We start from the raw sequence: 26,776 nt of genomic DNA on the forward strand, positions 1-26,776 counted from the left end.
GGATGGATCATCCCCGCCGCTGCCGGCGCCTCAAGCGACATTTCGCTTGGCGCACATCAGTTCGGCCTCGGCGACCACCTCACCATCGACCCGCGCTTCGGCAGCGTACTTCCAGATGCCACGCATCTGGCGCTGGATCGCCACGTGCAGGTGCAGTTGATCGCCCGCCGTCACCGGCTTCTTGAAACGTGCGGCGTCGATCCCGACAAAGTAGAAGACCGAACTCGCGTCCGGCTTTTCGCCCATCGTGCGAAACGACAGGATGCCGGCTGCCTGCGCCAGTGCCTCCATGATCAGGACGCCGGGCATCACCGGATGATGCGGAAAGTGACCGGAAAAGAACGGTTCGTTGATGGTCACGTTCTTGTAGGCGTGTATCGCCTTGCCAGGCTCGCAAGCGAGCACGCGGTCAATGAGCAGGAACGGATAGCGATGTGGCAGATGCTCGAGAATCTCGTGTATGTCCATTACGTTCAAGTCTTCTTCTCCATCAGGTCGAGTTTCTTCTCAAGTTCGGCCACCCGTTCCGCCAGCCTGGCCAGGCGTTTGAGTTGCGCGGCATTGTGCAACCATTCCTTGTGCGCCGCGAGCGGGAAGATGCTCGTGTACTGACCGGGTTGCGCCAGGCTGTGGGTGACCATCGTTCCGGCCGAGATGTGCACGTCGTCCGCCAGGTCGAGGTGACCGATGATCATGCCAGCCCCACCGACCGTACATCGGCGACCGATACGGCTGCTCCCGGCGATGCCGACGCACCCGGCCAAGGCAGCGTGGTCGCCGATCGCCACGTTATGACCAATCTGAATCTGATTGTCGAGCTTGACGCCGTTGCCGATCACCGTGTCGTCGAGCGCGCCGCGGTCGATCGAGGTGTTGGCACCGATCTCGACATCGTCACCGATCAGCACGCGACCAATCTGCTGAATCTTCAGCCAGCCGCCACTCTCCTTGGCAAAGCCGAAGCCATCTGCGCCGATGATCGCCCCTGCGTGGATGATCGCCCGCTTGCCGATCACGCAATCGTGATACACGACGACATTCGGGTAGAGCAAGGAATCGTCCCCGATGCGGACGCCGTCGCCAATCACACAACCGGGAAAGAGAACGACATTCTCGCCGATGCTGACCCCTTCACCAACGACAACGTTGTCGCCGACGCTGACCGACGGCGGCAGCGTCGAGCGTAGCACGGCGTTTCGGCCAATTCCTGGCACATGCGTGCGCGGCGGGTTGAGCAGAGCGACGACGCGTGCGTAGTAGGCATAGGCATTCGCGTGCACGATGCGCGGCAGACTCGTGGCAGCGGCGAACTGCGGCGGAACGATGACGGCCGAGGCCCTGGTGGTCAACAGTTGCTGGCGATAGCGTGGATTGGCAAGAAAGGCAATCTGACCCGCTTGTGCCGAGTGCAGCGTCCCCACCTGGCCGACGACCACCGCGCCGTCGCCGCACAGCTCGCCTCCGAGACGCGCAACGATCTCGTCCAGACGCAGGGCAGAAGCGATCGTGCGCACCATCTAGCCGACGCGGTCGCCTATTTCGCCTCCTTGGCTTCCGACAGCGCCTTGATCACCTTGTCGGTAATGTCGAGCCGCGGGCTGACCCAGACGACATCCTGCACGATCAGGTCGTACTTCTCATTTTCGGCCAGTTGTTTGATCGCTTTGTTCGCCTTTTCGATGATCGCCGCGTTTTCCTCGTTCTGGCGCAGGTTCAGGTCTTCACGAAACTCGCGCTGCTTGCGCTGAAACTCGCGTGACAACTCCGCGAGGTCCTTTTCCTTCGTTCGCCGCTCGCTTTCGGCCATCGTCAGGCCGTTTTTCTCGAGTGTTTCCTGCAGCGCCTGGACCTGCTTGGCGAGACGCTGCAAATCCTGGTCCCGCTTGGTGAATTCCTGCTCGATCCGCTTTGCCGCGCGGACTGCCGCCGGCGCGTCGCGGAAAAGGCGTTGGGTATTGACGTAACCAACCTTCAACTGGTCAACCGCCGACGCATACGACGCCGGCAGCGAAGCCAGCAGCGCCACCAGCAGCGGGGCAATCGTCTTCTTCAAGCTCGTTCTCCTGGATTAAAAGGTCGTCCCCAACTGGAACTGAAACTTTTGCAGTTTATCATTACTTTTCTCGTTGATCGCCTGGCCGAGGCTGAATTTCAGCGGCCCGAGCGGTGACAGCCAGGCGGCAGTCAGACCCACCGACATGCGCAAGCCTTCGTCCGCCAGCGTATATTTGTCCGTAAACACGTTACCGGCATCGAAGAAGGGCCCAAAGCGGAAGGATTTGTCGAAGCCGGGCAGCGGGAACAGCAGCTCGGCATTGAAAACGACCTTGCGCGTCCCACCCAGGCGTGTATCCGGATCGTTGAGGTTGTAGGGGCCAAGACTCGCCGTATCGTAGCCGCGCACCGAACCGACGCCGCCGGCATAGAAGTTCTTGTAAAAGGGCAGGTTCTGGCCGGACAGTCCCTTGGCGTAGCCGACCTCACCATTAAGAAAGAGGACGATGTCCTTGGTCAGCGGAAAGTAATGTTGCTGCTGATAGGTCAGGCGGTAGAACGAGAGATCCACCCCCGGAATGGCAAACTCGACGCCGGCCCGATGAACAGCGCCGCTTGTCGGGTAGATCGCGCTGTTGCGCGTATCGCTGGTCCACGCGACGGTCAGCGGCAGCGTGATGTTCGAGTTGCCATGCTCCTTCTGAAAGTCGATGTACTGTTGCGGCGTCGCCGTGGTGATCGGATCGATGTCGATCACCGTCTGATCGACGGCCAAGCCAAAGCTCAGCGTATCCTTTTCGCTGATCGGAAAACCAAAGCGGATTCCGCCCCCGGTCGACTGCGACTTGAAGGCGTAGCCAAGTGAGGTGGGGTTAAGATTGCGGTGATAAAGATCGAAACCCTGGCTGACGCCATCAACGGTGAAGTAGGGATTCGTATAGTTGATTCCCACCGTGCGGTTGAGCTTCCCGGTATTCACCTGCAGCGACAGGAAGCGGCCAGAACCGAAGATGTTCGCCTGCGATATCGATCCCGACAGAACCAGTTTTTCAGCGCTCGAATACCCCGCGCCGATTGAAATGTTGCCGGTCGTCTTCTCGGCTACGTTGACGTTGACGTCGACCTGGTCGATCGTTCCGGCAACCGGCGGTGTTTCCACGTTGACCTCGGCAAAATAGCCGGTACGATCGATTCGCTCGCGCGATGCGGCGACCCGCTCGGCGTCGTACCAGCCGCCTTCCATCTGACGGATTTCCTGCCGGATCACCTCGTCGCGCGTTTTTGTGTTGCCTGTGATGCTGACCCGCCGGACATAAGCCCGCTTGCCCGGGTCGACGAAGATGGTGAATGCTGCGGTCCGCTTTTCCTTGTCAAGTTCGGGTGATGCGTTGACGTTCGCGAAAGCATAACCCTGCGCGCCGAGCTTGTCGGCGATCGCTTTGGTGCTCGCGTTCAGCTTTTCGCGCGAAAAGACGTCGCCCGCCTTGATCGTCACCGATTGTCGGTACTCGTCGTCGGACAGGATCAGGTCGCCGGCCAGTTTGACCGAGGAAACGACATAGCGCTCGCCCTCGTTGATGCTGACCGTGATGTAGATATCCTTCTTGTCCGGGCTGATCGACACCTGCGTCGAGTCGACGCTGAACTCCAGATAGCCGCGATCGAGATAATAGGAACGCAGGCTCTCCAGGTCGGCTGAGAGTTTCTGCTTCGAATACTGGTCGCTCTTGGTGTACCAGCTTATCCAGTTCGGCGTCCTGAGCTGGAATACGGCCAGCAGATCCTTCTCTTTGAACGCCTGCGCGCCAACGATGTTGATCTGCTTGATCAGCGCAGCCTCGCCCTCGTCGATATTGAAGTTGATCGCCACACGGTTGCGGTCGAGCGGAGTGACCGTCGTCGTGATTACCACGGCATACCTGCCGCGCGACAGGTACTGGCGCTTCAGCTCCTGTTCCGCCTTCTCGAGCGTCGCCCGGTCGAAGGTCCGCGAGAGTCCGATGCCGACTTCCTTCAGGCCCTTGATCAGCTGATCCTTGTCGAACTCCTTCAGGCCGACGAAGTCGATCTGCGCAATGGCCGGGCGCTCTTCGACGACGATGATCAGCACCTGGCCATCGTGCTCAACGCGCACATCCTTGAAGAAACCGGTCGCAAACAGCGTCCTGATCGCTTGCGCCGCCTTCTCGTCGTTCATCGTCTCGCCGACCTTGACGGGCAGGTAGCTGAACACGGTACCCGCCTCGACACGCTGGATCCCTTCGACGCGGATGTCCCTGACGACGAACGGCTCCATCGCGGTCGCCGCATGCGCGTAAGCGATCGCCAGCAGACCTGCAGGCAGGAATATCTTCATATGCTCAGCCGGAGAACAATCGATTGATGTCGTTATAGAAGGCAAACGCCATCAGCATGAGCAGAAGAGCCAGGCCAACCCGCTGGCCAACTTCCATGGTCCGTTCGGAGACTGGCCCACGCTTGATGATTTCGATCAGATAATACAACAGATGCCCGCCATCCAGAATCGGGATCGGCAGCAGGTTGAGCACACCGAGGCTGATGCTGATCAGGGCGAGGAACTTCAAATAGTAGTCGACGCCGAGCTGCGCCGACTGGCCCGCGTAGTCGGCGATCGTCACCGGCCCGCTGATGTTGCGCCACGAGACCTCGCCGACAATCATCTTGCCGATCATGCGCAGCGTGAACGCCGACTTCTCCCAGGTTTCGCTCAAGGCCTTGGCCAGGGCCGGCAGCGGCGCATGACTGACGATGGTCGTCATGGCTTCGCGCGCACGTCCGTCGTCGATCGCTGCCACGCCAATGCGGCCGACCTCCCGACCGCGTTCCTCCACGACTGCCGGCGTCACCGTCGTTTGCAGCACCTCCCCGGCGCGCCTGAGTTCGACCACCAACGACCTGCCCGGAGCCGCACGAACAGCCGCAACGATGTCTGCCCAGTTGCGTATTTCGCGGCCATCGATGGCCGTGATTTCGTCGCCAGAGCGCAGCCCGGCGGCAGCGGCCGCGCCGTCTCGACCAAGCTTGCCGAGCACCGGCGGCAGGCTCGGACGATGCAAGGCGAGCCCCAGGCGGTCAAACGCTTCACCTTCCCAACCGGACTCGCGAATCGCCGACAGCGCCAGGCGACGAAAGGCGACTTCCTGCCGGCGATTGATCACTTCCAGCTCGACCGAATCGCTTTCGGCCGCCTGACGCAACAGCAGCCAGCGCAGTTCCTGCCAGGTGCGCACGGGTTCGCCGTCCACCTTGCGGACGAGCTCGCCATCCTCGACACCGGCAGCGGCGGCAGCGCTCATTGCCGCCGGCGCAGCGAGGATAGGCTTGAACTCCTCGGTGCCGTGCCAGAACAGTCCCCAGTAGATGAGCGTGGCTAGCAACAGATTGGCGGCCGGGCCGGCGGCGACGATCGCCATCCGCTGCCCTACCGGCTGCCGATTGAAGCTGCGCGGCAAGTCTTCGGCGGCGACGCTACCCTCGCGCTCATCGACCATCTTGACGTAACCGCCCAACGGAAACGCCGCAATCACCCACTCGGTGCCATCCCGACCGAAGCGGCGTCGCCAGAGCGGCTGACCAAAACCCACCGAAAAGCGCAACACCTTGACGCCGACCCAGCGGGCGACCAGAAAATGTCCCAATTCATGCACGACGACGAGAACAGCGAGCGCGACCGCAAACGCGACAAGATAATGTATGAAGGTGCTCATCGCCCGCTCGTCTCGCCAATCACGGCCTCAGCCGCGGCCCGCGCCCGCGCATCGGCCGCCAGCACCTCATCGAGCGAAGCCGGTGCCACGCCCGCCGGCAGCCGGTCCATGACGTTTGCAATGACTCGGGGAATCTCGGTAAAACGAATCCGACCGTCCAGGAAGGCCTGCACGGCGACTTCGTTGGCCGCATTGAGCGTCGCCGGCGAGCTGCCGCCCTCGGCCAATGCGCGATAGGCAAGCGCCAGACAAGGAAAGCGCGCCGCATCGGGCTGGGCAAAGTCAAGCGCCGCGACGGCGCACAGGTCGAGTGGCTCCACACCCGCAGCCATTCGCCGCGGATAGGCCAGCGCATGCGCAATCGGTGTGCGCATGTCGGGTTGACCGAGCTGCGCAATCAGCGAACCGTCGGCGTACTGAACCAGCGAGTGAACGACGCTCTGCGGGTGAATGACGACACGGATCCGCTCAGCCGGAACGTTGAACAACCAATGAGCTTCGATCACCTCTAGGCCCTTGTTCATCATCGTCGCTGAATCAACCGATATCTTTCGCCCCATGTTCCAGGTCGGATGCGCGCACGCCTGCTCGGGGGTCACCGCTTCCAGATCGAGCGCGGCGAGTTCACGGAACGGCCCGCCGGAAGCGGTAAGAAACAGACCGACAACTCCGCATTCCTGCGGATTGCCGGCGTAGTTCTCCGGCAACGACTGGAAAATCGCGTTGTGCTCGCTGTCGATCGGCAAGAGCGTCGCAGCGTGCGCTTTGACTGCGTGCATGAAAACTGATCCAGCCATGACCAGCGCTTCCTTGTTGGCCAGAAGCACTCTCTTGCCAGCGGTGACCGCCGCCAGCGTCGGCGGCAACCCGGCAGCACCGACGATGGCGGCCATCACGGCGTCGGCCTCGGGCAGGCAGGCAATCCGGATCAAGGCCTGCCGGCCATGCTCGACCACCGTCGAACAACCGGCAGCCGCCAGGCGGGCGGCGAGTTCGGCAGCCCGCGCCTGATCGCCGAGCACCGCGTAGCGCGGCCGAAACTCGATACATTGCGCGTACAGTTGGTCGACCTGTTGATTGGCGGTCAGGGCAAGAACGCGATAGCGCTGCGCATGCAGCCGCACGACCGCCAGCGTGCTCAGGCCGATCGAACCGGTCGAGCCGAGGACGACAAGATTCTGCACCGGCGCGTCCCCCTTCATCAGCGTCCGGCGAGCAACCAGAACAGAGCGACCAGCGGCAGCGTCGAAGTCAGGCTGTCGATGCGGTCGAGCACACCACCGTGCCCCGGCAGGATCTGGCTGCTGTCCTTCAGTCCCGCAGCCCGCTTGAGCAGCGACTCGAAGAGGTCGCCGACAATGCTGATCGCGGTCAGCGCGAAAAGGACGGCGACGAGCAACGCGGCATTGTCGGCGAGCACCGCCGGCAGCTTCGAGCTGACGAGCAGACCGCAAACGGCAACGCCGAGAGCACCACCGATCGCCCCTTCCCAGGTCTTGCCCGGGCTGATGGCGGGCGCCAGCTTGTGCCGGCCGAAGCGCCGGCCGGCGAAATAGGCGCCAATATCGGCCACCCAGACGACCGCCATCACGCCGAGCAGGAACAACGGGCCGCCCTGGCGCAGTTGCAGCAGCGCCAACCAGGCCGGCAGGATGAGCAGAAAACCGGTCAGCAAACCGAGCGGCAGATTGGCCAGCGGCCAGCGCCAGCGCAACCAGAACGGCACGACAAGCAGCCAGAAAGCGGCGGCGGGCAGGTAGAACCATCGTCCGAGACGCCATCCGGCGTCCTGGAAGCCAGGCGTGAGACCGACGGCTGGCGGATCGAAAGCGGCGACGGCCGCACAGGTACAGGCGAAAAGCGCGCCAAGCGCCAGACGACCCGCCTGACCCAGCCTGATCAGGCCACCCCATTCCCAGGCGGCAATCGCGGCTACGGCCGAAACGAAGGCCAGCCAGCCAAGCGGCGGCAACTGGAAGAGCGCGCCGAAGAACAGGGCAAAGAGAAGAAGCGCGGTGATGACCCGCGTCCTAAGCATCTAGCGGTGGGTCCGACAGGCCATCCGCCGAACGGGCAGCCGACAACTGCTCGCTCGTTCGCCCAAAACGGCGTTCGCGCTGCTGGTACGACGCGATCGCCCGGTCAAAGGAGGGCGCATCAAACTCGGGCCAGAGAACGTCGGTAAAATAAAGCTCTGAATAGGCCAGTTGCCAGAGGAGAAAGTTGCTGATTCGCTGTTCGCCGCCCGTCCGGATGAATAAATCGGGTTCGGGCGCGTAACTCATCGCGAGATACGGCGCCAAGTCAGCTTCGCTCCACTCGCCCGTCTTCTCTGGTTCGGCCAGCCGCAAACGGTTGACCGCCTGCAGGATGTCCCAGCGCCCGCCATAGTTGGCCGCAATGGTCAGAACCAGGCGGCTGTTGGCCGCCGTCCGCTGTTGCGATGCCTCGATCAGCGCCTGCAATTCCGGTTCAAAACGCGACAGGTCGCCGACCACACGCAGGCGAACACCGTTGCGGTCAAGCTTGCGCACCTCCTCGCGCAGCGCCCGCCCGAACAGTTGCATCAGCAAAGAAACCTCATCTGCCGGGCGACGCCAGTTCTCGGAACTGAAAGCGAACAGCGTGAGATAGCTGACACCGCGCGCGAGGCACGCCTTGACCATCTCGCGCACCGTTTCGACGCCCCGATGGTGACCGGCAACGCGCGGCAACAAGCGCTTTCGCGCCCAACGTCCGTTGCCATCCATGATGATCGCGACATGCGCGGGGACGGCCGCCGCGGCGGGTACGCTTCTTGTCGAACTGGTAAACAGCGCCATCGGAATGCCTTGTCCGAACGCCGTCAGATGGCCATCAACTCGGTTTCCTTGTGGGCAAGCTGCTTGTCGATCTCAGCTACGTAACGATCGGTGAGCTTCTGCACTTCGTCCTGCGCGCGGTGTTCATCGTCTTCTGAACACTCCTTGTTCTTCAGCATTTCCTTGAGCGTGGCGATCGCGTCACGACGCAGATTACGCACCGCCACCTTGGCGCCTTCACCTTCCCCTTTGACGACTTTGATCAGTTCACGGCGCCTTTCCTCGGTCAACGGCGGCATCGGAACCCGGATCAGTTCGCCCTGCGCCGAAGGATTCAGCCCGAGATCCGAATCGCGAATCGCCTTCTCGACCTTGATCAGCATGTTCTTCTCCCACGGCTGTACGCCCAGGGTGCGAGCATCGATCAGGCTCACGTTGGCGACGGTATTGATCGGCACGAGCGACCCGTAATACTCGACCTGCACATGGTCGAGCAGACCGGTATGCGCCCTGCCCGTACGCACTTTGGCCAGATCCGTCCGCAGCGCCTCGATCGACTTCTGCATCTTTCGCTCGGTCAGCTTCTTCACATCTGCAATCGACATCTTCGCCTCCGTCAGGAACAATGGACCAGCGTACCTTCGTTCTCGCCCAGCGTGACCCGCCGCAAGGCTCCCGGCTTGAAGATCGAGAACACATTGATCGGCAACCGTTGATCGCGACAGAGGGCAAAGGCCGTAGCGTCCATGACCGCGAGATTCTGCGCGATCGCCTCATCGAAAGTAATCCGGTCGTAGCGTCGAGCCGTCGGATCCTTCTTGGGGTCGGCGGCGTAGATGCCGTCGACCTTGGTCGCCTTGAGAACGATTTCGGCACCGATTTCCGCCCCGCGCAAGGCAGCAGCGGTATCAGTCGTGAAGAAGGGGTTGCCGGTCCCGGCAGCAAAGATCACTGTTCGACCCTGCTCCAGATAACGGATCGCCTTGCCGCGAATGTACGGCTCGACCACCTGCTCGATGTTGAGCGCCGACTGTACGCGCGAGACCATACCGGCCGCGCGCATCGCGTCGTGCAGAGCCAGTCCGTTCATCACCGTCGCCAGCATCCCCATGTAATCGGCCTGAGCGCGATCCATGCCGCTGGCGGCTGGGGCCACGCCGCGAAAAATGTTGCCTCCACCGATCACCACGCCGACCTGCACACCCAGATCGACAATGCCCTTGATCTCGGCAACGATCCCGGTAATCGTCGGCCGGTTTATTCCGTAGGCATCGCCCCCCATGAGCGCCTCGCCCGACAGCTTGAGCAGGATGCGTTTGTATTTCGGCGTCTGGTCGGTCATCGCGGGCAGTCTCCTCGGGTCAGGTCGCTTCGTTGGCGTTGCCGCCTATTTCTGTGCCGCGGCCGCCTGGGCAGCCACTTCGGCGGCGAAGTCGTTGCTCCGCTTGGCCAGCCCTTCGCCGACGACGAACAGAGAAAAGGCGTTAACCGTTGCGCCCTTGGCCTTGAGCAACTGGGCAATCGTCTGCTTGCCGTCATCGGCCTTGACGAAGACCTGCCCGAGCAGGGTGACCTCGTTGAGAAATTTCTGCACTGAACCATCGGCGATCTTCTCGATCATCGCTTCCGGCTTGCCCGCTTCACGCGCTTTTTCGACGGCAATCCGGCGTTCGCTGTCGATCAGTTCGGCAGCGATACCGGAGGCGTCGAGTGCCTTCGGCTTGGCCGCCGCAATATGCATGGCCAAGTCCTTGCCGAGTTGATCGTCGCCCCCCGTCCGATCAACGATGACCCCGATCTTGGCTCCCCCGTGCACGTAGGACGACAGCTTGCCGCTCGCCTGCCGACGCACAAAACGCCGAATCGACATGTTCTCGCCAATTTTCCCGACCAATGCCGTGCGTGTCGACTCGACCGTCCCTTCACCCATCGGCAGTGCCGCCAGGGCAGCGACATCTGCCGGATCGTGACGTGCCACGAGCGCCGCACATTCGGCAGCCAGTTGCAGGAAGTCGTCATTCTTGGCCACGAAGTCGGTTTCGCAGTTGATCTCGACCATTGCCCCGACTTGCCCGCTGTCGGCCAGATGGATAGCGACGACGCCTTCCGCGGTAATCCGGCTAGCCGCCTTGCTCGCCTTCGAGCCGAGTTTCACCCGCAGTAACTCTTCCGCCTTGTTAAGGTCGCCCGCCGCCTCGGTCAGGGCTCGCTTGCATTCCATCATCGGCGCGTCGGTTCTCTCGCGCAGTTCCTTTACCATGCTTGCGGTAATTTCCGCCATTTCGTTCTCCACTTGCCGACACGGCCGGGAGCACCGGCCGCGCCTCGCTCAACACATTCAGGAAAAAGCAGACTCAGCAGACTCCACCAGTGAGCCCGCGGCAGGCGCCGCCAACCGGCGGCGCCGAAGATCATTCGTCGTCATCTTCCTCGACAAACTCATCCGCCGAAACGGCTTCCAGGATTTCCTCAACGAACTGACTGCGCCCCTCGAGAACCGCATCGGCAACGCCCCGGGCATACAGGCGGATCGCGCGTGACGAGTCGTCGTTGCCGGGAATCACATAATCGACACCGTCCGGCGAATGATTGGTGTCGACCACAGCAACAACCGGAATGCCCAGCTTGTTCGCCTCGGTGATCGCGATCTTGTGATAGCCGACGTCAACGACGAAAAGCGCATCCGGCAGCGATCCCATTTCCTTGATGCCACCGATCGCCTTGTGCATCTTTTCCAACTCGCGCGTGATCATCAGTGCTTCCTTCTTGCCGAGGCGATCGAGCGAGCCGTCTTCGCACATGACTTCCATTTCCTTCAAGCGCTTGAGCGACAGCTTGATCGTCTTGAAGTTGGTCAGCATGCCACCCAGCCAGCGCTGCTCGACGTACGGACAGTCGCAGCGAACGGCTTCCTCGGCCATGATCTCGCGCGCCTGTCGCTTCGTTCCGACGAACAGGATCGTGCCCTTGTTGGCCGCCAGCCGGCGCACGAAGGCCATCGCCTCGTTGTACTTGGCGAGCGTCTTTTCAAGGTTGACGATATGAATCTTGTTGCGCGCGCCGAAAATGTACGGCGCCATCTTGGGGTTCCAGAAGCGTGTCTGGTGGCCGAAATGAACGCCGGCCTCGAGCATTTGACGCATCGTTGTGGACATAAGTCTCAGTACTCTCAAGTCAGGGTTGAACCACCATTCGCCCAGCTAACTCCCACCGATCCGGCAGGCACCCTCGATCAGGCGAATGTGCGTGATGAAGCGTGCACTTCGGCGACGCTCCGCGCCCCGGTCGGGCGCAATCCTTTTCTCCGCTGATGCAAGCCAGCAAAAAGCGGCGATACTACCACCAACCGGCACAAGATTTCAATTCGCCACACGCGCCTGCGCGTCCTTCACGACCGCCCGGGGCAAGGAAGTCGGTGCCAGGCCACCCCCCACCAATTCCCCGGCCCTCGCCAAGGCAGACACTTCATGTGCTATGCACCCGGTCAACCCCATGGCTTGCCAAGCCCAACCACCTGCATCGCATCATCCAGCAAGCACCATGACAGCGTCAGCCTCGATCAGCGCACCACGCGGCAGAGCAGCGACGCCAACCACGGCGCGCGCCGGGAAGGGTTCGGAGAAGTAACAGGCCATTACCTCATTGACCGTCATGAAATGGTTCAAATCGGTGAGATACACGTTCAGCTTGACGATGTCGGAGAGCGTTCCGCCGGCAGCCTCGGCGACCGCTTTGAGGTTCTCGAAGACGCGTACAATTTGCCCATCGATGCCCTCCACCATCTGCATGCTCGCCGGGTCGAGACCGATCTGTCCGGAGAGATACACTATTCGGTCAACGACGACCGCCTGAGAATAGGTACCGATTGCCGCCGGGGCCAGCGGGCTGGAAACGATCGTTTTGTGCATGTTCCCTTCCTCTACAATGCGGGTCGCAAAAGGAGATGGTAAATGACCAGCACAGTGATCGCCAACCTGGAAAAATTGCTCGGCGGCTCACGTGATGGCGCTTTGCTGCGCTATTCGCTTGGCGCAGAGTACCTCAAGGCGGGCGAGGTCGATCGCGCCGCGACGCATTTGGCGCAGGCAGTCGCCCACGAACCGACGTATTCCGCTGCCTGGAAGCTGCTTGGCCGAGCCTTGGCGGAAGCCGGACGGGCAACGGAGGCGCTTTCTGCCTACGATCAGGGAATCGCCGTCGCCACTGCCAAGGGCGACATGCAGGCGGCCAGAGAGATGACTGTCTTCGCCCGCCGCCTGCGGCGCGCCACTGACCAAGCCGCCGGCTAGGGTCAGCGGGCCCGGCTGGCCAGCGGCGCAGTTTCGATGCCCAGTTCCTTCAGCCGCCGACGAATCACCTCGAGCTCGGCGCGTGTCCTGAAGGGACCGATGCGCAGACGCGTCTCGACGGTCGCCGGAATCCCTTCCTGCGCCAGCCGTGCCTGCAGACCCTCGGCTCGACGAGCATCCAGCAGGAGATCCGACTGCAAGGTGTAGCCGGATCCAGCGCGGGGGGCAGCGACCGCCGGCAGAACGGGCGGCGCGGGGCTCGCCGCAGGCATCGCGAGTGGCGTTACTTCCTGTGACGCTTCGCGGGGTGCGCGAGGAGGTCCAACCGGCTCTGCCGACCCCGCCGGAACACCGGCGGCCAGCGTACGGCCCGTGCCAGCCGGCGGAGAGCCAGGGACAGGCAGCCCGCCCGATGCAGGGCGGCCGGTGGGGGCCGCGCCGACCGCTTCTTGCTGACTACCCGCCAGCGCTGGCACCGGCGTTGGCTTCGGTGTTGACTCCGGCGTGGGCTGGGGCGTGGGCTCGGGCGCTGGTTCGGCGACCGGTGGCGGGGCAATCGTCGCCGGCGGCGCTTCCTTGCGGCGTACCGGAACCGGCTCGGTGAACTGCGTGCCGGCGATCATCGCCTCATCCTGTGTATTCAAGTAGTCGAAGATCGCCAGTGCGCAAAGCAGCACGACGATCAACATCGCGGCAACTCCCATGCGGCGCAGCAGTTGTCGCTTCAGCTCGGCCTGCCCATCGCCGTCAGACGCCAGCGCGCGCCCTTCGGGAGGAAGTTCAGGTGCCGAGGAGGATGTGTTTTCGTCGCCTGGCGATCGGACTGCCATTTTCTTGCCCTGCCCCTTTCCTGATCACTGAATGCCATCCGGTCGATTGCGCGCCAGCGCGACGATCAAATCTGCCTCGGCCCGCGCAATCGCGCAATGGCGGGCGATGGCCGCGGCATCGTGTCCCTGCATCGCCAGTTGCATCGCATCCTTGTAAAGCGGCGCGGCAGTGGCCACCGGTTGGGCCGCCTCGGCGAGCACCCGACGGACGTCTTCGCGCGCGGCGAGCAAGTCGGAGCGCAACTCGTCAAGCTCGCAGCGCAACTGGTACATATCGCGCTGCAGGGCGTCGATCAAGGCTTGTCCCGGAATCTCGGGCGGCGGCTCGTTCCAGGCGAAACCCGGCTCGGCGGGAAGCTCGGCAGTCTCGGTGACCGGCACTGCGCCCGCGGACACAGCCAGGGGTGCTGCGTCAGCGGCTACCGATTCGCCCGGCGCGCCCACTGGCAACGTCGGCCTGGCGTCGGGCGGCGGTTCGCTGACCGCGGTGTACGCCGCCACGGCGGCTTCTGCCGCCTTAGCCGTGCCTGCCAGCCTGCTCGCCTGCAAATCGCGTCGCAAATGCCGCATCCGCACGAAGAGGACGATGATATAAAGAACGAGCAGCGCGATGATCGCAATCAATCCTTCGCGCCAGCCCAGACTGCCCAGTTGATCGATATCCATTGCGCGCCTTGATCACGGTGTCCCGCGAGCATTATGCCAGACACTCTGCTCGCTACGCGGGCCGCGCGCCGCCCAGGCGTGCGTCGAGAGTTGACGCTCGGCAGTGTTCCCCCTGACGGACAACGGCGCCTGCCCGATCAGCGACAAGAGCCCTCGTCGAAGACGCTCGACGAGGGCTTGCAACCGCTTGGCGGGGGATCTACTGGATCGATTCGAAGACGCCCGCAGCACCCATGCCGGTGCCGATGCACATGCTGACCATGCCGTAGCGCTGCCCCGTCCGGCGCAGACCGTGAACCAGCGTCGCGGTGCGGATTGCCCCGGTGGCGCCCAGCGGATGGCCGAGCGCGATCGCCCCACCCAAGGGGTTGACGCGCGCCGGGTCGAGCTCCAGGGTGCGCATGACGGCCAGCGATTGGGCCGCGAACGCCTCGTTGAGTTCGAACCAGTCGACGTCGTCCTGCCGGATTCCGGCCAGCTTGAGGGCGCGCGGAATCGCTTCGATCGGACCGATGCCCATGATCTCCGGGGCAACGCCCGCCACCGAGTAGGCGGCAAAGCGTGCCAGCGGCGTCAGATCGAACTGCCGGAGGATCTTTTCCGAGACGAGCAACACTGCCGCCGCGCCGTCCGACATCTGCGAGCTGTTGCCGGCAGTCACCGTACCGCGTGCCGCAAACGCCGGCCGCAGCCTGGCGAGTCCATCAAGGCTGCTGTCCGCGCGCGGGCCCTCGTCATCCTTGGCCACGTATTCTCTGACAACTACTTCGCCGCTACGCAGATTGGGCACGTGGGCTTTCACCGCATAGGGCGCGATTTCCGCCGCGAAGTGCCCAGCCGCGATCGCCGCGCAAGCCTTCTGGTGCGAACCAAGGGCGAAAGCGTCCTGGTCGGCGCGCGAGACCTTCCAGCGCTCGGCAACCTTCTCGGCCGTGATCCCCATGCCGTAGGCGATCGCATAATGCTCTTCACGGGCAAAGATTGCCGGATTGAGCGCGATCTTGTTGCCGGTGATCTGGTTGAGTAGCGACATCGTTTCGGTGCCGGCACCGATCATCACATCGGCTTCGCCCAGACGAATGCGGTCCGCCGCCATGGCCACCGCCTGCAAGCCGGAAGCGCAGAAACGGTTGATCGTCACGCCAGGTACGCTGTTCGGCATTCCCGCCAGCAGTAGCCCGATGCGGGCGACATTCATGCCCTGCTCCGCTTCCGGCATCGCGCAGCCGACGATCACGTCGTCGACCAGCGCCGGATCGATCGCCGGCGCCTGCGCGAGAACCGATCGCAGCGCGTGCGCCAGCATGTCGTCCGGCCGAACATGACCGAGCATCCCCTTGCGCCGGCCGACCGGCAGGCGCGTGGCGGCGACGATATATGCGTCCTGAATCTGTTTGCCCATCTTTCGTTTTCTCCTTGCTCGTTCAGTTGCGCAGCGGCTTGCCGGTTTGCAGCATGTGCTGGATGCGCTGTTGGGTCAGCGGATTCTTCAGCAGCTCGACGAAGAGCTTGCGCTCGACGGTCAACAACCACTGTTCGTCGACCAGCGAACCGGTCTCGACCTCGCCCCCGCAAAGGGCGGTAGCCGCCGCCTTGGCCACCGCGTAGTCGTGCGCTGAAATCATCCCGCCTTCCTTCATGTTGGCGAGCATCATCTCGCAGTTGGCAATGCCGGTACGCCCGGCAACCTTGATGCCGCGCGCCGGCAGGCGCGGGTAGTAGCCCGCCTCGGCGAGGCCGCGCGCCTCACGCAAAGCGATGTAGAGCAGTTCGTTCGCGTTGAAGACGATGCGGTCCGACTCCAGCGCAAAACCGAGTTCCTTCGCCTGCACGCCGCTTTTCGACACGGTAGCCATGGCAATCGTCATGAATGCCGGCTGGATGAACTCGAACGGGTCGTTGCCGGCGGTCTTTGCCGCCATCTGTGCGGCGCGCAGCGCAAACTCCTTGCAGCCGCCACCGGCCGGAATCAGGCCAACGCCAGCTTCCACCAGACCAATGTAGCTTTCCAGCGCAATCACTCGCCTGGCCGCGTGCATCAGAAACTCGCAACCCCCGCCGAGCGCCATCCCTTGCACTGCGGCGACCACCGGCACGGTAGCGTACTTCAGGCGGAGCGAAGTGTTCTGGAACTCGGCAACGTACCTTTCCAGGAGCTCGAACTGCCCGCCGGCAATCGCCTCGGCAACTTCCTTCAGATTGGCGCCGAAAGCAAAAGGCGCCTCGTGCCAGACGACCAGGCCGCGATATCCCGCCTCAGCCCGCGCGATAGCCTCCTGCAGACCGACGATCACCTCGCGGCCCAGGGTGTGGTTCCGGGTCTTGACGCTGACGATGGCGATCTCCGGGTCCACCTGTGGCAAGCACCACAGGCGGACGCCCTCGTTTTCCCACAGCACGCGACCGACCGCCGCCGTCTCGCCGAGCACACGCTCGGGAAAGACCTGGCGTTGATAAACCGGCAGTGACGAGCGCGCCACGTAGCTGTCCGTGCGCGCCGAGTACGAACCCTGCGGCGTGTGCACCCCGCTCTCCGCGACGCGGCCGAAAACCCAGGCGGGGAGCGGCGCCGAACTCATCGACAAGCCGCCAGCGATGTCGCTCTGCACGGCCTCGGCAATCGCCGACCAGCCGGCCGCCTGCCAGCTCTCGAACGGACCCTGCGCCCAGCCAAAGCCCCAGCGCATGGCAAAATCGACATCGCGTGCGTTATCGGCGATGTCGGCCAGATGGTAAGCGGCGTAATGGAAGATGTCGCGGAAGATGGCCCACAGGAACTGCGCGTGCGGGTGCCCGCTGGCGCGCAACTGGGCGAACTTTTCCGCCGGGTCGGGATTTCTCAGGATGCCCAGCACGCTCGCATCGATCTCGCCACCGCTGTCGCGATAGTCCTGTGCAGCAAGGTCGAGCACCTTGATCGCCCGGCCATCCTTGCGAAAGATTCCGCAGCGCGTCTTCTGGCCGAGCGCCCCTTTGCCGATCAGCGCCGCCAGCCAGCCCGGTACGGCGTAGTAGTCGTGCCAGGGATCGTCGCCCAGAGTGTCCTGCATCGTCTTGATCACGTGTGCCAGCGTATCGAGTCCAACGACGTCGGCGGTGCGGTAGGTGGCGCTCTTCGGTCGCCCGATGATCGGCCCGGTCAAAAGGTCGACGACATCGAAACCCAGGCCCAGCCGCTGCGTGTGGTGCATGACCGCGAGTATGGAGAAGACACCGAGGCGATTGGCAACGAAATTTGGCGTGTCGAGCGCGCGCACGATGCCCTTGCCGAGACGCGCTACGAGCCATGACTCGAGCTGGTCGAGGAGCGCCGGGTCAGTTGCTTGCGTGGCGATCAGTTCGACCAGATGCATGTAGCGCGGCGGATTGAAGAAGTGGATGCCGCAGAAACGCGAGCGAAGGGCTTCGGGCAGACCCTGCGCGAGACGATTGATCGACAGTCCGGAGGTATTCGATGCAATGATCGCGCCGGGGGCGATAAAAGGCGCGATCTTGCGGTAGAGATCATCCTTCCACTCCATCTTTTCAGCGATGGCTTCGATGATCAGATCGCAGTCCGCCAGTTGCGCGAGGTGCTGCTGATAATTGGCGGCGTCGATATACGCCACGCGGTCCCGGCTTGCCAGCGGCGACGGCTCGTGCTTCCTGAGGGCGTCGATCGCCCTGGTGACGATGCCGTTCGGATTGCCATCACCCGCTGGCAGGTCGAAAAGCACCACCGGTACTTCGGCATTCGCGAGGTGCGCGGCGATCTGCGCGCCCATCACGCCCGCCCCGAGTACGGCGGCCTTGCGTACGATGAAGTTGCTCAAGCTGTTCTCCTTTTCTGGTCGTCCACGCTCGCCGGGAACACCCCGCAGCAGCGCTGCACACGCTACTCAAACGAACGTTTGAATTATACGTGATCAGCCTGCCACGTCAAGCGAAACCTGGCGCGGGCCGCCTGATCCGCGGACAAAAAAAAGCCCCGAAAACGGGGCTTTTCTTGCCGGAGCGGGGCGGGGCTCAGAAAGCGAGCGAATATTGCGCGCCCAGAATCCAGACGCTGGCGTCGTACTCGCCGGTCACCGTCCCGCGGTTGGTCAGCGGACTGGCCGTGGTCTCGTTCTTGTTGATCTTCGGATTCTTGACATACAGGTACGCCAGGCCAAGCTCGAGCGTCTGCTCCTTGGCCGGCTTCCATTGCGTACCGACGGAGAACCAGGTGCGGTCGTTGTCGGGCAGCGAGGTCAGGCGAGTGCTCGCTTTCTTCACCGGCGTCTGGTCGTAGGCGACGCCAAACTGCAGCTTGACTGCGTCCGACAGCGCATACGTGGCGCCCAGAGCAACGCGGTAGGTATTCTGGAAGTTGGTGTCGAGCCGTTGCGCTCGCACGCCGTTCTGCAGACCGGAGGTGCGGTAGATATCGACATTCTTGATCGTGCTCCAGCCCGTCCACGACACGTCACCCAACATGTCCCAGCGATCGCTCAGGCGCTGATTGACGCTGACGATGAACGTGTCCGGCACCTTGATGTCGGCCTTCACGTCGCTCGCACCGCCACCGGCTCTGAGCGCCGCGGCCGTTCCTTCACCAAGAGCCGAGCCGTCGCTGCTCAGCTTGACCTTGCCGTCCGTATGGTACTGAATCGCGGAGCGATACGATACGCCCACACGCGTCGACGGAGACAGGGTAAACAGCGCGCCGACGTTCCAGCCCCAGGCATCGTCGCTGAGATTCATATGCGACGTGACGCGGGAAAGGCCAAGCGTGGCGACACTCACCTGCCGATAGTAGTCGGCCTCGATCCTCTGCCAGCTCAGGCCCGCACCCAGCGACACCAGGTCATTGACCCTGAAGGCAATCGAAGGATTGAGGTTGAACGTCTTGATGTCGAACTCGTTCGACTGGGCGCTACCGCGCCACGGGTCGTCATACTTGGTCTTCAGGCCAAACGGTGCGCCGATGCCCAGGCCGAGATAAACGTCCTTGTTAAGTGCCCATGAAGCGTAGGCATTCGGGATGAAGCCCCAACCCCCGGCATCGCCGCCCTCGTCAGCACCCGCCGTCCCGCCGGCCCCAAAAACGCCAACCTGCGATCCCTTGTCGTTGAACTTGAAACTCGTCTTCACCGCGCTCAGTCCGCCGGATGCCGCCAGACGCGGCAATTGCGTCATCCCGGCCGGGTTCCAGTAGATCGTGCTGGCGTCATTCGCCTTGGCGGCCGACCCCGCAAAGGCGTTGCCCAGCCCACTTCCCTGCTCCAGAAGCTGGAAGCCCGCGGCGCCCGCGCCACCGGCAAAAGCCGCCAGGAACATGACGGACATCACCTTCATCGATTGCTTGTGCAACATCTCGAACTCCTCCTAGGATGGTGTGTCAGCAGTGGTGCGTCAGTCGTCTGCCCACCACGTTGTAAAAGCGTTCTGCCAAGCTATCCTAAGGCGGCTATCAAGAAAATTGTCGAGTTAATCGATTTCCGGCAGCTCCCTTTTCTCGCCGTGTTGGTTAATTGCAACATAGGTCAGCACGGCTTCCGTCACCTTCACGGTAATCGGCTGTGCCGGATGCCGTTCGGCGTAGACCTCGACCCGGACCCGCATCGACGTGCGGCCGGTATCGACCACCTCGGCATAGAAGCTGACCAGATCGCCAACCGAAACCGGCTGCTTGAAGAGGAAGGAGTTCACCGCCACCGTCGTCACCCGCCCGCGCGCCCGGCGCATGGCGGGAAGCGCGCCGGCGACGTCAACCTGGGCCATGATCCAGCCACCAAAGACGTCACCTTGCGGGTTCACATCGGCTGGCATCGGCACGACGCGCAGAATGGGTTGCCCATCGGGTAATCGGGTCATCGTGTCAGGCATGTCGACTCCGCAAGTAGTTCAAGGGCCCCCCGGTGAAAGGAGCAAAACCGGTTCCGAAAATGATGCCGGCGTCGGCCAGATCGGCGTCCGCCACGACGCCTTCGGCGACGAGTTGTTGCGCGCGCTCGAGCAGCGGCTGCAGCAGACGTTCAGCGAGCCCGGCGGGTACGGCGCCGGGACTGGCTTTCGCCAGTTTTCCGGCTCGGTATTCGTAGAAGCCACGCCCCGCCTTCTTGCCCAACTGGCCGGCAGCAAAACGCTCGAGCAGGCAGCGCGGCGGCTCCTCGGCGGCGCTCGCCAGACTCCTGCCGGCGGCCATGGCTACGTCGAGGCCGACCATATCGACCAACTCGATCGGGCCCATCGGCATGCCGAAGGCGAGCATCGCCTCGTCGACCGTCTCCGGCGCCAGTCCCTCATCGACCGCGCGCATCGCCGCCAGCATGTACGGTCCGAGCACCGCGTTCACCAGAAAACCGGGCGCGCTCCTGACCGGCAGCGGCAGCCGGTCGATCTGGCGGACAAAGGCGATCGCACGCCGTATCGCCTGCGCATCACTGCCCTCGGCATTGACCACCTCGACCAGCGGCATGCGGCTGACCGGGTTGAAGAAATGGATGCCGATCAAGCGCTCCGGCCGGGCGAGAACGCTGCGCAGGTCCTCCAGCCGCAGGCTCGAGGTATTCGTCGCGAGCACGGCGTCCGGCCGGATCACCGCCTCCAGACTCTGCAGCAGCGCCTGCTTGGCACCGACGTTCTCGAAGATGGCCTCGATCACGATATCGGCCTGCCGCGCCCCGTGCCCGTCAGGGTCTGGAATCAGGCGATCAAGCACGCGGCGCAGTTCGCGCTCGTCGCGGATTCGCCGGCTCCACGCCGCGTAAGCGCGCTGCAGGGCCGGTGCGATACGCTCGATTCCCTGGTCCTGCAGGGTCACCGTCAGCCCACGCAGTGCACACCAGGCAGCGATATCGCCGCCCATGACGCCGGCACCGACGATGTGCACCCGCTTCGCCGAAAAGTCGCTGCCTTTGGCAAAGGCCTTCAGACGCTCCTGCAGGAAGAAGACGCGCACCAGATTGCGTGCGGTCGGCGAACGCACGATGGTATCGATCAGCTCGGGCGCCGCCAGTGCGTTGCCCTGGTGGCGCGCCCACAGATCGATGATCGCGTAGGGCGCAGGATAGTGCTCGGGGCGCGCGCGGCGGGCAACCTGACGCCGCGCGCCGCGCGCGACGAGCTGTCGCAGCGGACCCGCCAACACGCGCTGCAGCAACGCCGGCCGGCGGCGCGCCTGATCGGCGACGACCAGCATTGCCGCCGCCTGCGTCATTACCCGTGGCGGGACGAGGTCGTCGGCCAGACCGAGGCGCTTCGCCTTCTGCGCGTCGACCGTCTTGCCGGTCAGCATCATGTCGAGCGCCGCCTGCGGCCCGATCCGTTCGGGCAGCCTGAGCATGCCGCCCCACCCCGGAACGATTCCCAACATCACTTCCGGCAGGCCGAGGCGGGTCGCCGGCTCATCGACGACGAGCAGGTAACGGCAGGCAAGCGCCAGCTCGAGGCCGCCGCCGAGACAATGACCACGCACCAGCGCCAGCGTCGGATACGAAACGCGTGCCAGCCGGTTGAACAAGTGCCAGCCACGGGCGACCAGCTCGATCCCCTTCTCAGCCGTATCAAGCTCGGTGAATTCCTCAACGTCGGCGCCAGCGATGAAGCCTGCCGCCTTGCCCGAGCGAAAGATCAGCCCGCGCGGTGGCTGGGCGTCAAAGCGATCGAGCATCCGCGCGAGTTCCTGCAGCACTGCCGTGGACAGCGAATTCGTCGACTCGCCGCCCTTGTCCAGCGTTGCCCAGACGATCCCGTCGGCGTCTTCGGCCAGTTGCCAGTGATCGTAGCCATTCAGCCCCATCTTCATCCCTTCTCCCCCGCTCCGGCCGTCCAACTTCACGCCAGCGCCTCGACCAGCATCGCGCCACCCTGCCCGCCACCGATACAAATGGCGGCAATTCCCCGCTTGCCGCGCGCGCCGCGCAAGGCATGCAGCAGATGAAGGACGATGCGCGCACCGGAGGCGCCGACCGGGTGACCAATGGCGATCGCCCCGCCATCGACATTCAGGCGCTCTTCGGGCAGGGCCCCCAAGGCGCCGCTCAGACCAAGCTTCTCGCGACAGTAGTCCGCGTCGTCCCAGGCAGCAAGACAGCCGAGGACCTGCGCGGCAAAGGCCTCGTTGATCTCCCAGAGGTCGATGTCGGCAAGCCCGAGACCGTGCCGCTGCAGGATCGGCGTTGCCGCATGGACTGGCCCCAGCCCCATCTGTGCCGGATCGAGAGCGGACCATTGGCAGTCGCTGATCTTCCCCAGCGGCTTGAGCTGCCAGCGGTCAACCGCTGCTTGTGAAGCAAGAACCAACCACGCCGCTCCATCGCTGATCTGCGAGCTGTTGCCCGGCGTCACCCGACCGTACTTGCGGTCGAAGAAAGGCTTCAGCCTGGCCAGCGCGGACAGGCTCGAATCGGCGCGCACCCCGTCGTCTTCCGCGTGAACCGTTCCCTTCTGGTCGACCAGGGGAACGATTTCCGCCAGGCGTCCAGCCGCGCGCGCGGCGAGCGCACGCTGGTGGCTGCGCACGCTGTACTCGTCCATCTGCTCGCGCGAAAGCGAAAAGCGCCAAGCCAGATTCTCGGCTGTCTGTCCCATCAACAGGCCGACCACCGGATCGGTCAGCCCCTTGAGCAGTCCGATCACCGGCGAGAACAGTTCGCGCGCGGGCAAGCGGGCAAACAGTCCGATCTTCTGCCCCAGCGTCTTCGCCTGCATCATCTGAGCGAACCAGCGCACCATCGCCGGCGAGTAGAGGAGCGGCGCGTGCGACAGCGCGTCGACGCCGCCCGCGAGGACCAGTTGCGCGCGGCCGTTCTGAATGTTGGTCATCGCCGAATCGATCGCCTGCATGCCGCTGGCGCAGTTGCGCATGACCGTCCATCCCGGCACCTTGTCGCCGCAACCGAGGCGCAGTGCAACGACGCGACCGATATTGACTTCGTCCGGCGATGGACTGGCGCAACCGAGGATGACCTCGTCGAGATCGTGCGCAGCAAACGGCTGGCGAATCAGCAGCGCCCGCCCGGCCTGCACCGCCAGGTCGCTCGCGGCAAAAGGTCCGGGCGCATTGCGCCCCTTGAGAAACGGCGTTCGCGCACCGTCGACGATATAAACTGGTTGGAAAGCCACCCTCTCTCCTCCATTCGACATTGCTGCTGCCACCCCACCGGCAGCAGCGCGGCGACCGGCCAGGCCGCCGCGCGCACAGCGCGCCCAGGATCAGGCGGCGGCCTTGTGCAACAGCGGCTGGTGCCGCGTCCGGCCAAGATCGTGCGGAAAATCGTCGACCCGGATGACCAGGTCGCGCAGTTCGTTGCGGCGCTTGAGAACGGCATACTCGGCAGCGTTCACGATGCCGGCGCGGAAAGCGGCATGCGCCAGATCACGCACGTTGGCCTCCGGGTTGTCGGCCAGAGCACCGCTCTTCTCGGCGGCGCGAATCCGCGCTTCGATCGCCTCGGCTTCGACCGTTGCGGCAAGCGCCAGTTCGAGCGCACCGACCGCCTCGGATTCGCCTTTCGGCACGTAGGCTTCGGCTGTCAGGCGGTCGCGTGCGGCGGACGGCTCGATCAGCAGCTTGGCGACCTGATGACCGATCCGATCCGACGGCACATCGTACGGGTGTCCGAGCGGGAAGACAAGCCGATAGAGCCAGCGGCCGATCCAGCGCACCGGGAAGTTGGCGATTGCGCCGTCGAAGGCCATCTGCGCCTTGTACATGGCATCCCAGATCGCCCAGTGCAGCAAAGGCGCATCGCTCGGCTGGCGTCCTTCGGACTCGTAGCGCTTGAGCGTCGCCGAACACAGGTAGAGCATCGAGAGAATGTCGCCGAGGCGGGCCGACAGCTTTTCGCGCCGCTTCAGTTCGCCGCCGAGAACGAGCATCGAGATGTCGGCGAGGAAGGCAAAAGCAGCCGAGAAACGGGTCAGTTGCTGGTAGTAGCGCCGTGTCTCGGGGGCCACCGTCGTCGGCACGGAGACGAAATGCGATCCCGTCAAACCTTTCCAGAAGGCCCGGAAGCCGTGCCGGATGGTAAAGGCAAGGTGGCCGAACAGCGCCTCGTCGAAGTCGTGCAGGCCTTGCTCGGGGTCCGGGTTGAACGCTGCGCGCATCTCCTTGAGCACGTACGGATGGCAGCGAATCGCCCCCTGCCCGAAGAGGATCATGCTGCGAGTCAAGATGTTCGCCCCTTCGACGGTAATCCCGATCGGCAGTTGCTGATACGCGCGACCGAGGAAATTCGACGGCCCCAGACAGATTCCCTTGCCGCCGACGATGTCCATCCCGTCGTTCACCACCTGCCGGGCACGCTCGGTGACGTGATACTTGGCGATGGCCGAGACGACCGACGGGCGCTCGCCGAGGTCGATCGCGCCGGCAGTCATCTTGCGCACGGCGTCCATCATATAGGTATAGGCGCCGATCCGGGTGAGCGGTTCCTCGACTCCTTCAAAGCGCCCGATCGCCGTCTTGAACTGGCTGCGCACGCGCGCATAGGCACCGACGGTGCGCGCGGTGATCTGCGCCATTCCGGTGTTGGACGAGGGCAGCGAGATCGACCGACCGGCCGCCAGGCACTCCATCAGCATGCGCCAGCCCTGACCGACCATCGCCGGACCGCCGATGATGTAGTCGAGCGGCATGAAGACGTCCTTGCCACGCGTCGGCCCGTTCATGAACATCGCGTTGAGCGGGAAATGACGGCGGCCAAGTTCGGCGCCGGGAGTGTCGCGCGGCACCAGAGCGCAGGTGATGCCGATGTGCTTGCGCTCGCCGAGCAGCCCGTCCGGATCGAAGAGGTGAAAAGCCAGGCCGAGCAGCGTACACACCGGACCCAGCGTAATGTAGCGCTTGTCCCAGGTGACCCGCATGCCGACGACTTCCCGACCCTGCCAGATGCCCCGGCAGACGATACCGAAGTCGGGAATGGACGCGGCATCCGACCCGGCCCACGGACTGGTCAGGGCAAAAGCGGGAATTTCCAGGCCCTTGGCCAGACGTGGCAGGTAATGGTTCTTCTGCTGCTCGGTCCCATAGTGCAGCAGCAACTCGGCCGGGCCGAGCGAGTTGGGTACCATCACCGAAACCGCCAGCGCAGAGCAGCGCGTCGACAGCTTGGTGACGATTTGCGAATGTCCGTAGGCCGAGAACTCGAGACCGCCGTACTTCTTGGGGATGATCATGCCGAGGAAGCCCTTGTCCTTGATGTACTGCCAGGCTTCGGGCGGCAGGTCGTACAACTCGCTGGTCACCTGCCAGTCGTCCACCAGGGCACAGGCCTGCTCGACCTCGTTGTCCATGAATGCCTGCTCCTCGGCGCTCAGGCGGGGAACCGGATAGGCAAGCAGTTTGCTCCAGTCGGGATCGCCGCGAAACAGTTCGCCGTCCCACCACACCGTGCCCGCTTCCAGCGCTTCGCGCTCGGTGTCGGACATCTGCGGCAGTATCCGCTTGTAAGTCTTGAAAATCGACCGGCTGATCAGCGCCCGTCGCAACGGACGGACGCCAAAAAGCACGGCCACGCTCACCAGCGCGAGGCCGATGAAACCCCAGACGATCGTGCCAATCATTGCTGTTTCTCCTGTCGTTATGGTCTGTTGTGCGGCATGCTGCCGCGCCCTTCGTCGGCCACCTCTTGCGGTGACTCTTCTTGTCGGATCGGCAGGTCGCCGAACTGTGGTAGCGGCGCGCGCAAGCCTCCGAGCAGAAACGGCATCAGGCGCTGTGCCAGGCGTCGCGCGTGGACCGTGGCGCCGTCCTCGGGCGACACCGTTTCGCCTGCCAGATCGTCCAGGCCGCAACCGGTGACGACCTCCAGCACATCGGTGCCAGCGATCGCGTACGACATCGCGCCAAGCATGAAATGCAGGCGCCAGACGATCTCCGCCTTCGGTACGTCGGGCAACGCGTGGAAAAGCGCCCGCTTGTAACGATCGATCACTTGCGCGTACTCGCCGGCAAAGAAGGTGCGGATGAACTCGGCCGGATCGGTCAGCGTACGACCCAGCAGGCGCAGGAAGGTCATCCCGCCGAGCGCTTCGTCCTCGCCCATGCGCAAGAGCGTGCCGAAGAAAGCTTCGAGGATCTGCGACGGTTTCAGCGGCGCACCGGCGGCCTGCGCTTCGAGCCGATCGAGCGCCTGCAGGCGCTGATCGTTCAGCCACGTCAGACGTCGCCGAAAAACCTCGCGCAGCAGTGCCTCCTTGGACCCGAAGTGATAGTTGACCGCGGCCAGGTTGACCTCGGCGGCGCCGGTGATCAGGCGCATCGAGGTCGCCTCGTAACCGTTCTCCATGAACAGCCGCTCCGCGACATCGAGGATGCGCTCGCGCGTATCGTGATTCGCCCTTTGTTCAGACATCTGTCGCCATCCCGGAAAAATCAGGCTGCCCGGCCTGAGGAAGCGCCCGCAGCGCTCGTTCAACAGGGACAGACCGGGATCTAGTTCAAACGTTCGTTTAAATTCTAAAGTGACACGCTGCCGAATGCAAGGCCTATTCTTTGCCAA

At 63.7% G+C, this 26,776-nt stretch carries 24 protein-coding genes; 1 reads left to right on the forward strand and 23 read right to left on the reverse strand.

The genetic code is table 11. The annotated features are described in order from the left end of the window. Window positions 1–30: 30 nt before the first annotated feature. From fabZ to RKP46_RS05855, 13 genes are all read right to left on the reverse strand, one after another. Entirely contained in the window at window positions 31–468 is a 438-nt protein-coding gene (fabZ, locus tag RKP46_RS05795) for a 3-hydroxyacyl-ACP dehydratase FabZ (protein ID WP_311105757.1), read from the reverse strand. 5 nt (window positions 469–473) lie between these two features. Next, the gene (gene lpxD / locus RKP46_RS05800) at window positions 474–1,517 is read right to left on the reverse strand and encodes a UDP-3-O-(3-hydroxymyristoyl)glucosamine N-acyltransferase (RefSeq protein ID WP_311105758.1); all 1,044 of its coding nucleotides are present in this window, start codon (window positions 1,515–1,517) and stop codon (window positions 474–476) included. A gap of 17 nt (window positions 1,518–1,534) precedes the next feature. After that, window positions 1,535–2,053 carry an OmpH family outer membrane protein gene (locus RKP46_RS05805; RefSeq protein WP_300331481.1) on the reverse strand — a complete coding sequence of 173 codons (519 nt, stop codon included), beginning with the start codon at window positions 2,051–2,053 and terminating at the stop codon, window positions 1,535–1,537. Between the two features lie 15 nt (window positions 2,054–2,068). After that, the gene (bamA, locus tag RKP46_RS05810; RefSeq protein WP_311105759.1) at window positions 2,069–4,351 is read right to left on the reverse strand and encodes an outer membrane protein assembly factor BamA; all 2,283 of its coding nucleotides are present in this window, start codon (window positions 4,349–4,351) and stop codon (window positions 2,069–2,071) included. A gap of 4 nt (window positions 4,352–4,355) precedes the next feature. Next, on the reverse strand, window positions 4,356–5,723 hold the full coding sequence (gene rseP, locus RKP46_RS05815) for an RIP metalloprotease RseP (protein WP_311105760.1): 1,368 nt from the start codon (window positions 5,721–5,723) through the stop codon (window positions 4,356–4,358). Beyond that, a complete protein-coding gene (ispC, locus tag RKP46_RS05820; protein ID WP_311105761.1) occupies window positions 5,720–6,925 on the reverse strand; it encodes a 1-deoxy-D-xylulose-5-phosphate reductoisomerase in 1,206 nt (401 codons plus the stop codon). The genes rseP and ispC overlap by 4 nt, the downstream gene beginning before the upstream one ends. Continuing rightward, on the reverse strand, window positions 6,925–7,761 hold the full coding sequence (locus tag RKP46_RS05825; RefSeq protein ID WP_311105762.1) for a phosphatidate cytidylyltransferase: 837 nt from the start codon (window positions 7,759–7,761) through the stop codon (window positions 6,925–6,927). The genes ispC and RKP46_RS05825 overlap by 1 nt, the downstream gene beginning before the upstream one ends. Next, window positions 7,754–8,545 carry a polyprenyl diphosphate synthase gene (gene uppS, locus RKP46_RS05830; RefSeq protein ID WP_311105763.1) on the reverse strand — a complete coding sequence of 264 codons (792 nt, stop codon included), beginning with the start codon at window positions 8,543–8,545 and terminating at the stop codon, window positions 7,754–7,756. Before uppS ends, RKP46_RS05825 begins: the two co-directional genes overlap by 8 nt. 23 nt (window positions 8,546–8,568) lie before the next feature. Next, entirely contained in the window at window positions 8,569–9,129 is a 561-nt protein-coding gene (gene frr / locus RKP46_RS05835) for a ribosome recycling factor (protein WP_311105764.1), read from the reverse strand. Between the two features lie 11 nt (window positions 9,130–9,140). After that, window positions 9,141–9,866, reverse strand: coding sequence for a UMP kinase (gene pyrH, locus RKP46_RS05840; RefSeq protein WP_311105765.1), 726 nt, complete (start codon window positions 9,864–9,866; stop codon window positions 9,141–9,143). 45 nt (window positions 9,867–9,911) lie between these two features. After that, window positions 9,912–10,805: a translation elongation factor Ts gene (gene tsf / locus RKP46_RS05845; protein ID WP_311105766.1), complete on the reverse strand. Its 894-nt coding sequence runs from the start codon at window positions 10,803–10,805 to the stop codon at window positions 9,912–9,914. A 130-nt stretch (window positions 10,806–10,935) separates the two neighbouring features. After that, a complete protein-coding gene (gene rpsB, locus RKP46_RS05850) occupies window positions 10,936–11,679 on the reverse strand; it encodes a 30S ribosomal protein S2 (RefSeq protein WP_311105767.1) in 744 nt (247 codons plus the stop codon). A 369-nt stretch (window positions 11,680–12,048) separates the two neighbouring features. Further along, window positions 12,049–12,432: a RidA family protein gene (locus tag RKP46_RS05855; RefSeq protein ID WP_311105768.1), complete on the reverse strand. Its 384-nt coding sequence runs from the start codon at window positions 12,430–12,432 to the stop codon at window positions 12,049–12,051. A 42-nt stretch (window positions 12,433–12,474) separates the two neighbouring features. Between RKP46_RS05855 and RKP46_RS05860 the strand changes: the two genes are divergently transcribed. Continuing rightward, window positions 12,475–12,813 carry a tetratricopeptide repeat protein gene (locus RKP46_RS05860; RefSeq protein WP_311105769.1) on the forward strand — a complete coding sequence of 113 codons (339 nt, stop codon included), beginning with the start codon at window positions 12,475–12,477 and terminating at the stop codon, window positions 12,811–12,813. A gap of 2 nt (window positions 12,814–12,815) precedes the next feature. On the opposite strand, the gene RKP46_RS05865 is transcribed toward RKP46_RS05860, so the two are convergent. The 10 genes from RKP46_RS05865 to RKP46_RS05910 form a co-directional block, all read right to left on the reverse strand. Continuing rightward, window positions 12,816–13,643 carry a hypothetical protein gene (locus RKP46_RS05865; RefSeq protein ID WP_311105770.1) on the reverse strand — a complete coding sequence of 276 codons (828 nt, stop codon included), beginning with the start codon at window positions 13,641–13,643 and terminating at the stop codon, window positions 12,816–12,818. 24 nt (window positions 13,644–13,667) lie between these two features. Continuing rightward, the gene (locus tag RKP46_RS05870; protein WP_311105771.1) at window positions 13,668–14,309 is read right to left on the reverse strand and encodes a DUF2802 domain-containing protein; all 642 of its coding nucleotides are present in this window, start codon (window positions 14,307–14,309) and stop codon (window positions 13,668–13,670) included. Between the two features lie 199 nt (window positions 14,310–14,508). Beyond that, on the reverse strand, window positions 14,509–15,711 hold the full coding sequence (locus RKP46_RS05875; protein WP_311105772.1) for an acetyl-CoA C-acyltransferase: 1,203 nt from the start codon (window positions 15,709–15,711) through the stop codon (window positions 14,509–14,511). Between the two features lie 22 nt (window positions 15,712–15,733). Continuing rightward, on the reverse strand, window positions 15,734–18,121 hold the full coding sequence (locus RKP46_RS05880) for a 3-hydroxyacyl-CoA dehydrogenase/enoyl-CoA hydratase family protein (RefSeq protein WP_311097148.1): 2,388 nt from the start codon (window positions 18,119–18,121) through the stop codon (window positions 15,734–15,736). Window positions 18,122–18,314: 193 nt separating this feature from the next. Continuing rightward, window positions 18,315–19,643: an outer membrane protein transport protein gene (locus tag RKP46_RS05885; RefSeq protein ID WP_311097147.1), complete on the reverse strand. Its 1,329-nt coding sequence runs from the start codon at window positions 19,641–19,643 to the stop codon at window positions 18,315–18,317. Window positions 19,644–19,757: 114 nt separating this feature from the next. Continuing rightward, complete coding sequence (locus RKP46_RS05890; protein WP_311105773.1) at window positions 19,758–20,156, reverse strand: acyl-CoA thioesterase; 399 nt, start codon at window positions 20,154–20,156, stop codon at window positions 19,758–19,760. Next, window positions 20,149–22,077 (reverse strand): 3-hydroxyacyl-CoA dehydrogenase NAD-binding domain-containing protein, encoded by a 1,929-nt coding sequence (locus RKP46_RS05895; RefSeq protein ID WP_311105774.1) that lies wholly within the window; start codon window positions 22,075–22,077, stop codon window positions 20,149–20,151. Before RKP46_RS05895 ends, RKP46_RS05890 begins: the two co-directional genes overlap by 8 nt. Window positions 22,078–22,106: 29 nt before the next feature. Then, complete coding sequence (locus RKP46_RS05900; protein ID WP_311105775.1) at window positions 22,107–23,396, reverse strand: acetyl-CoA C-acetyltransferase; 1,290 nt, start codon at window positions 23,394–23,396, stop codon at window positions 22,107–22,109. Window positions 23,397–23,486: 90 nt separating this feature from the next. Continuing rightward, a complete protein-coding gene (locus RKP46_RS05905; protein WP_311105776.1) occupies window positions 23,487–25,838 on the reverse strand; it encodes an acyl-CoA dehydrogenase in 2,352 nt (783 codons plus the stop codon). A gap of 17 nt (window positions 25,839–25,855) precedes the next feature. Beyond that, window positions 25,856–26,629 carry a TetR/AcrR family transcriptional regulator gene (locus tag RKP46_RS05910; protein WP_300334295.1) on the reverse strand — a complete coding sequence of 258 codons (774 nt, stop codon included), beginning with the start codon at window positions 26,627–26,629 and terminating at the stop codon, window positions 25,856–25,858. Window positions 26,630–26,776 lie beyond the last annotated feature (147 nt).

This window comes from Accumulibacter sp. (assembly GCF_031732815.1).
Lineage (GTDB): Bacteria > Pseudomonadota > Gammaproteobacteria > Burkholderiales > Rhodocyclaceae > Accumulibacter.

Coding starts and splice junctions, on each gene's coding strand:
- lpxD (WP_311105758.1), bottom strand. CDS start 1,517: ATGGTGCGCACGATCGCTTCTGCCCTGCGTCTGGACGAGATCGTTGCG.
- RKP46_RS05875 (WP_311105772.1), bottom strand. CDS start 15,711: ATGGGCAAACAGATTCAGGACGCATATATCGTCGCCGCCACGCGCCTG.
- bamA (WP_311105759.1), bottom strand. CDS start 4,351: ATGAAGATATTCCTGCCTGCAGGTCTGCTGGCGATCGCTTACGCGCAT.
- pyrH (WP_311105765.1), bottom strand. CDS start 9,866: ATGACCGACCAGACGCCGAAATACAAACGCATCCTGCTCAAGCTGTCG.
- RKP46_RS05890 (WP_311105773.1), bottom strand. CDS start 20,156: ATGCCTGACACGATGACCCGATTACCCGATGGGCAACCCATTCTGCGC.
- frr (WP_311105764.1), bottom strand. CDS start 9,129: ATGTCGATTGCAGATGTGAAGAAGCTGACCGAGCGAAAGATGCAGAAG.
- RKP46_RS05870 (WP_311105771.1), bottom strand. CDS start 14,309: ATGGATATCGATCAACTGGGCAGTCTGGGCTGGCGCGAAGGATTGATT.
- RKP46_RS05865 (WP_311105770.1), bottom strand. CDS start 13,643: ATGGCAGTCCGATCGCCAGGCGACGAAAACACATCCTCCTCGGCACCT.
- RKP46_RS05905 (WP_311105776.1), bottom strand. CDS start 25,838: ATGATTGGCACGATCGTCTGGGGTTTCATCGGCCTCGCGCTGGTGAGC.
- RKP46_RS05860 (WP_311105769.1), top strand. CDS start 12,475: ATGACCAGCACAGTGATCGCCAACCTGGAAAAATTGCTCGGCGGCTCA.
- RKP46_RS05855 (WP_311105768.1), bottom strand. CDS start 12,432: ATGCACAAAACGATCGTTTCCAGCCCGCTGGCCCCGGCGGCAATCGGT.
- tsf (WP_311105766.1), bottom strand. CDS start 10,805: ATGGCGGAAATTACCGCAAGCATGGTAAAGGAACTGCGCGAGAGAACC.
- RKP46_RS05885 (WP_311097147.1), bottom strand. CDS start 19,643: ATGTTGCACAAGCAATCGATGAAGGTGATGTCCGTCATGTTCCTGGCG.
- rpsB (WP_311105767.1), bottom strand. CDS start 11,679: ATGTCCACAACGATGCGTCAAATGCTCGAGGCCGGCGTTCATTTCGGC.
- RKP46_RS05825 (WP_311105762.1), bottom strand. CDS start 7,761: ATGCTTAGGACGCGGGTCATCACCGCGCTTCTTCTCTTTGCCCTGTTC.
- ispC (WP_311105761.1), bottom strand. CDS start 6,925: ATGAAGGGGGACGCGCCGGTGCAGAATCTTGTCGTCCTCGGCTCGACC.
- uppS (WP_311105763.1), bottom strand. CDS start 8,545: ATGGCGCTGTTTACCAGTTCGACAAGAAGCGTACCCGCCGCGGCGGCC.
- fabZ (WP_311105757.1), bottom strand. CDS start 468: ATGGACATACACGAGATTCTCGAGCATCTGCCACATCGCTATCCGTTC.
- rseP (WP_311105760.1), bottom strand. CDS start 5,723: ATGAGCACCTTCATACATTATCTTGTCGCGTTTGCGGTCGCGCTCGCT.
- RKP46_RS05910 (WP_300334295.1), bottom strand. CDS start 26,629: ATGTCTGAACAAAGGGCGAATCACGATACGCGCGAGCGCATCCTCGAT.
- RKP46_RS05895 (WP_311105774.1), bottom strand. CDS start 22,077: ATGAAGATGGGGCTGAATGGCTACGATCACTGGCAACTGGCCGAAGAC.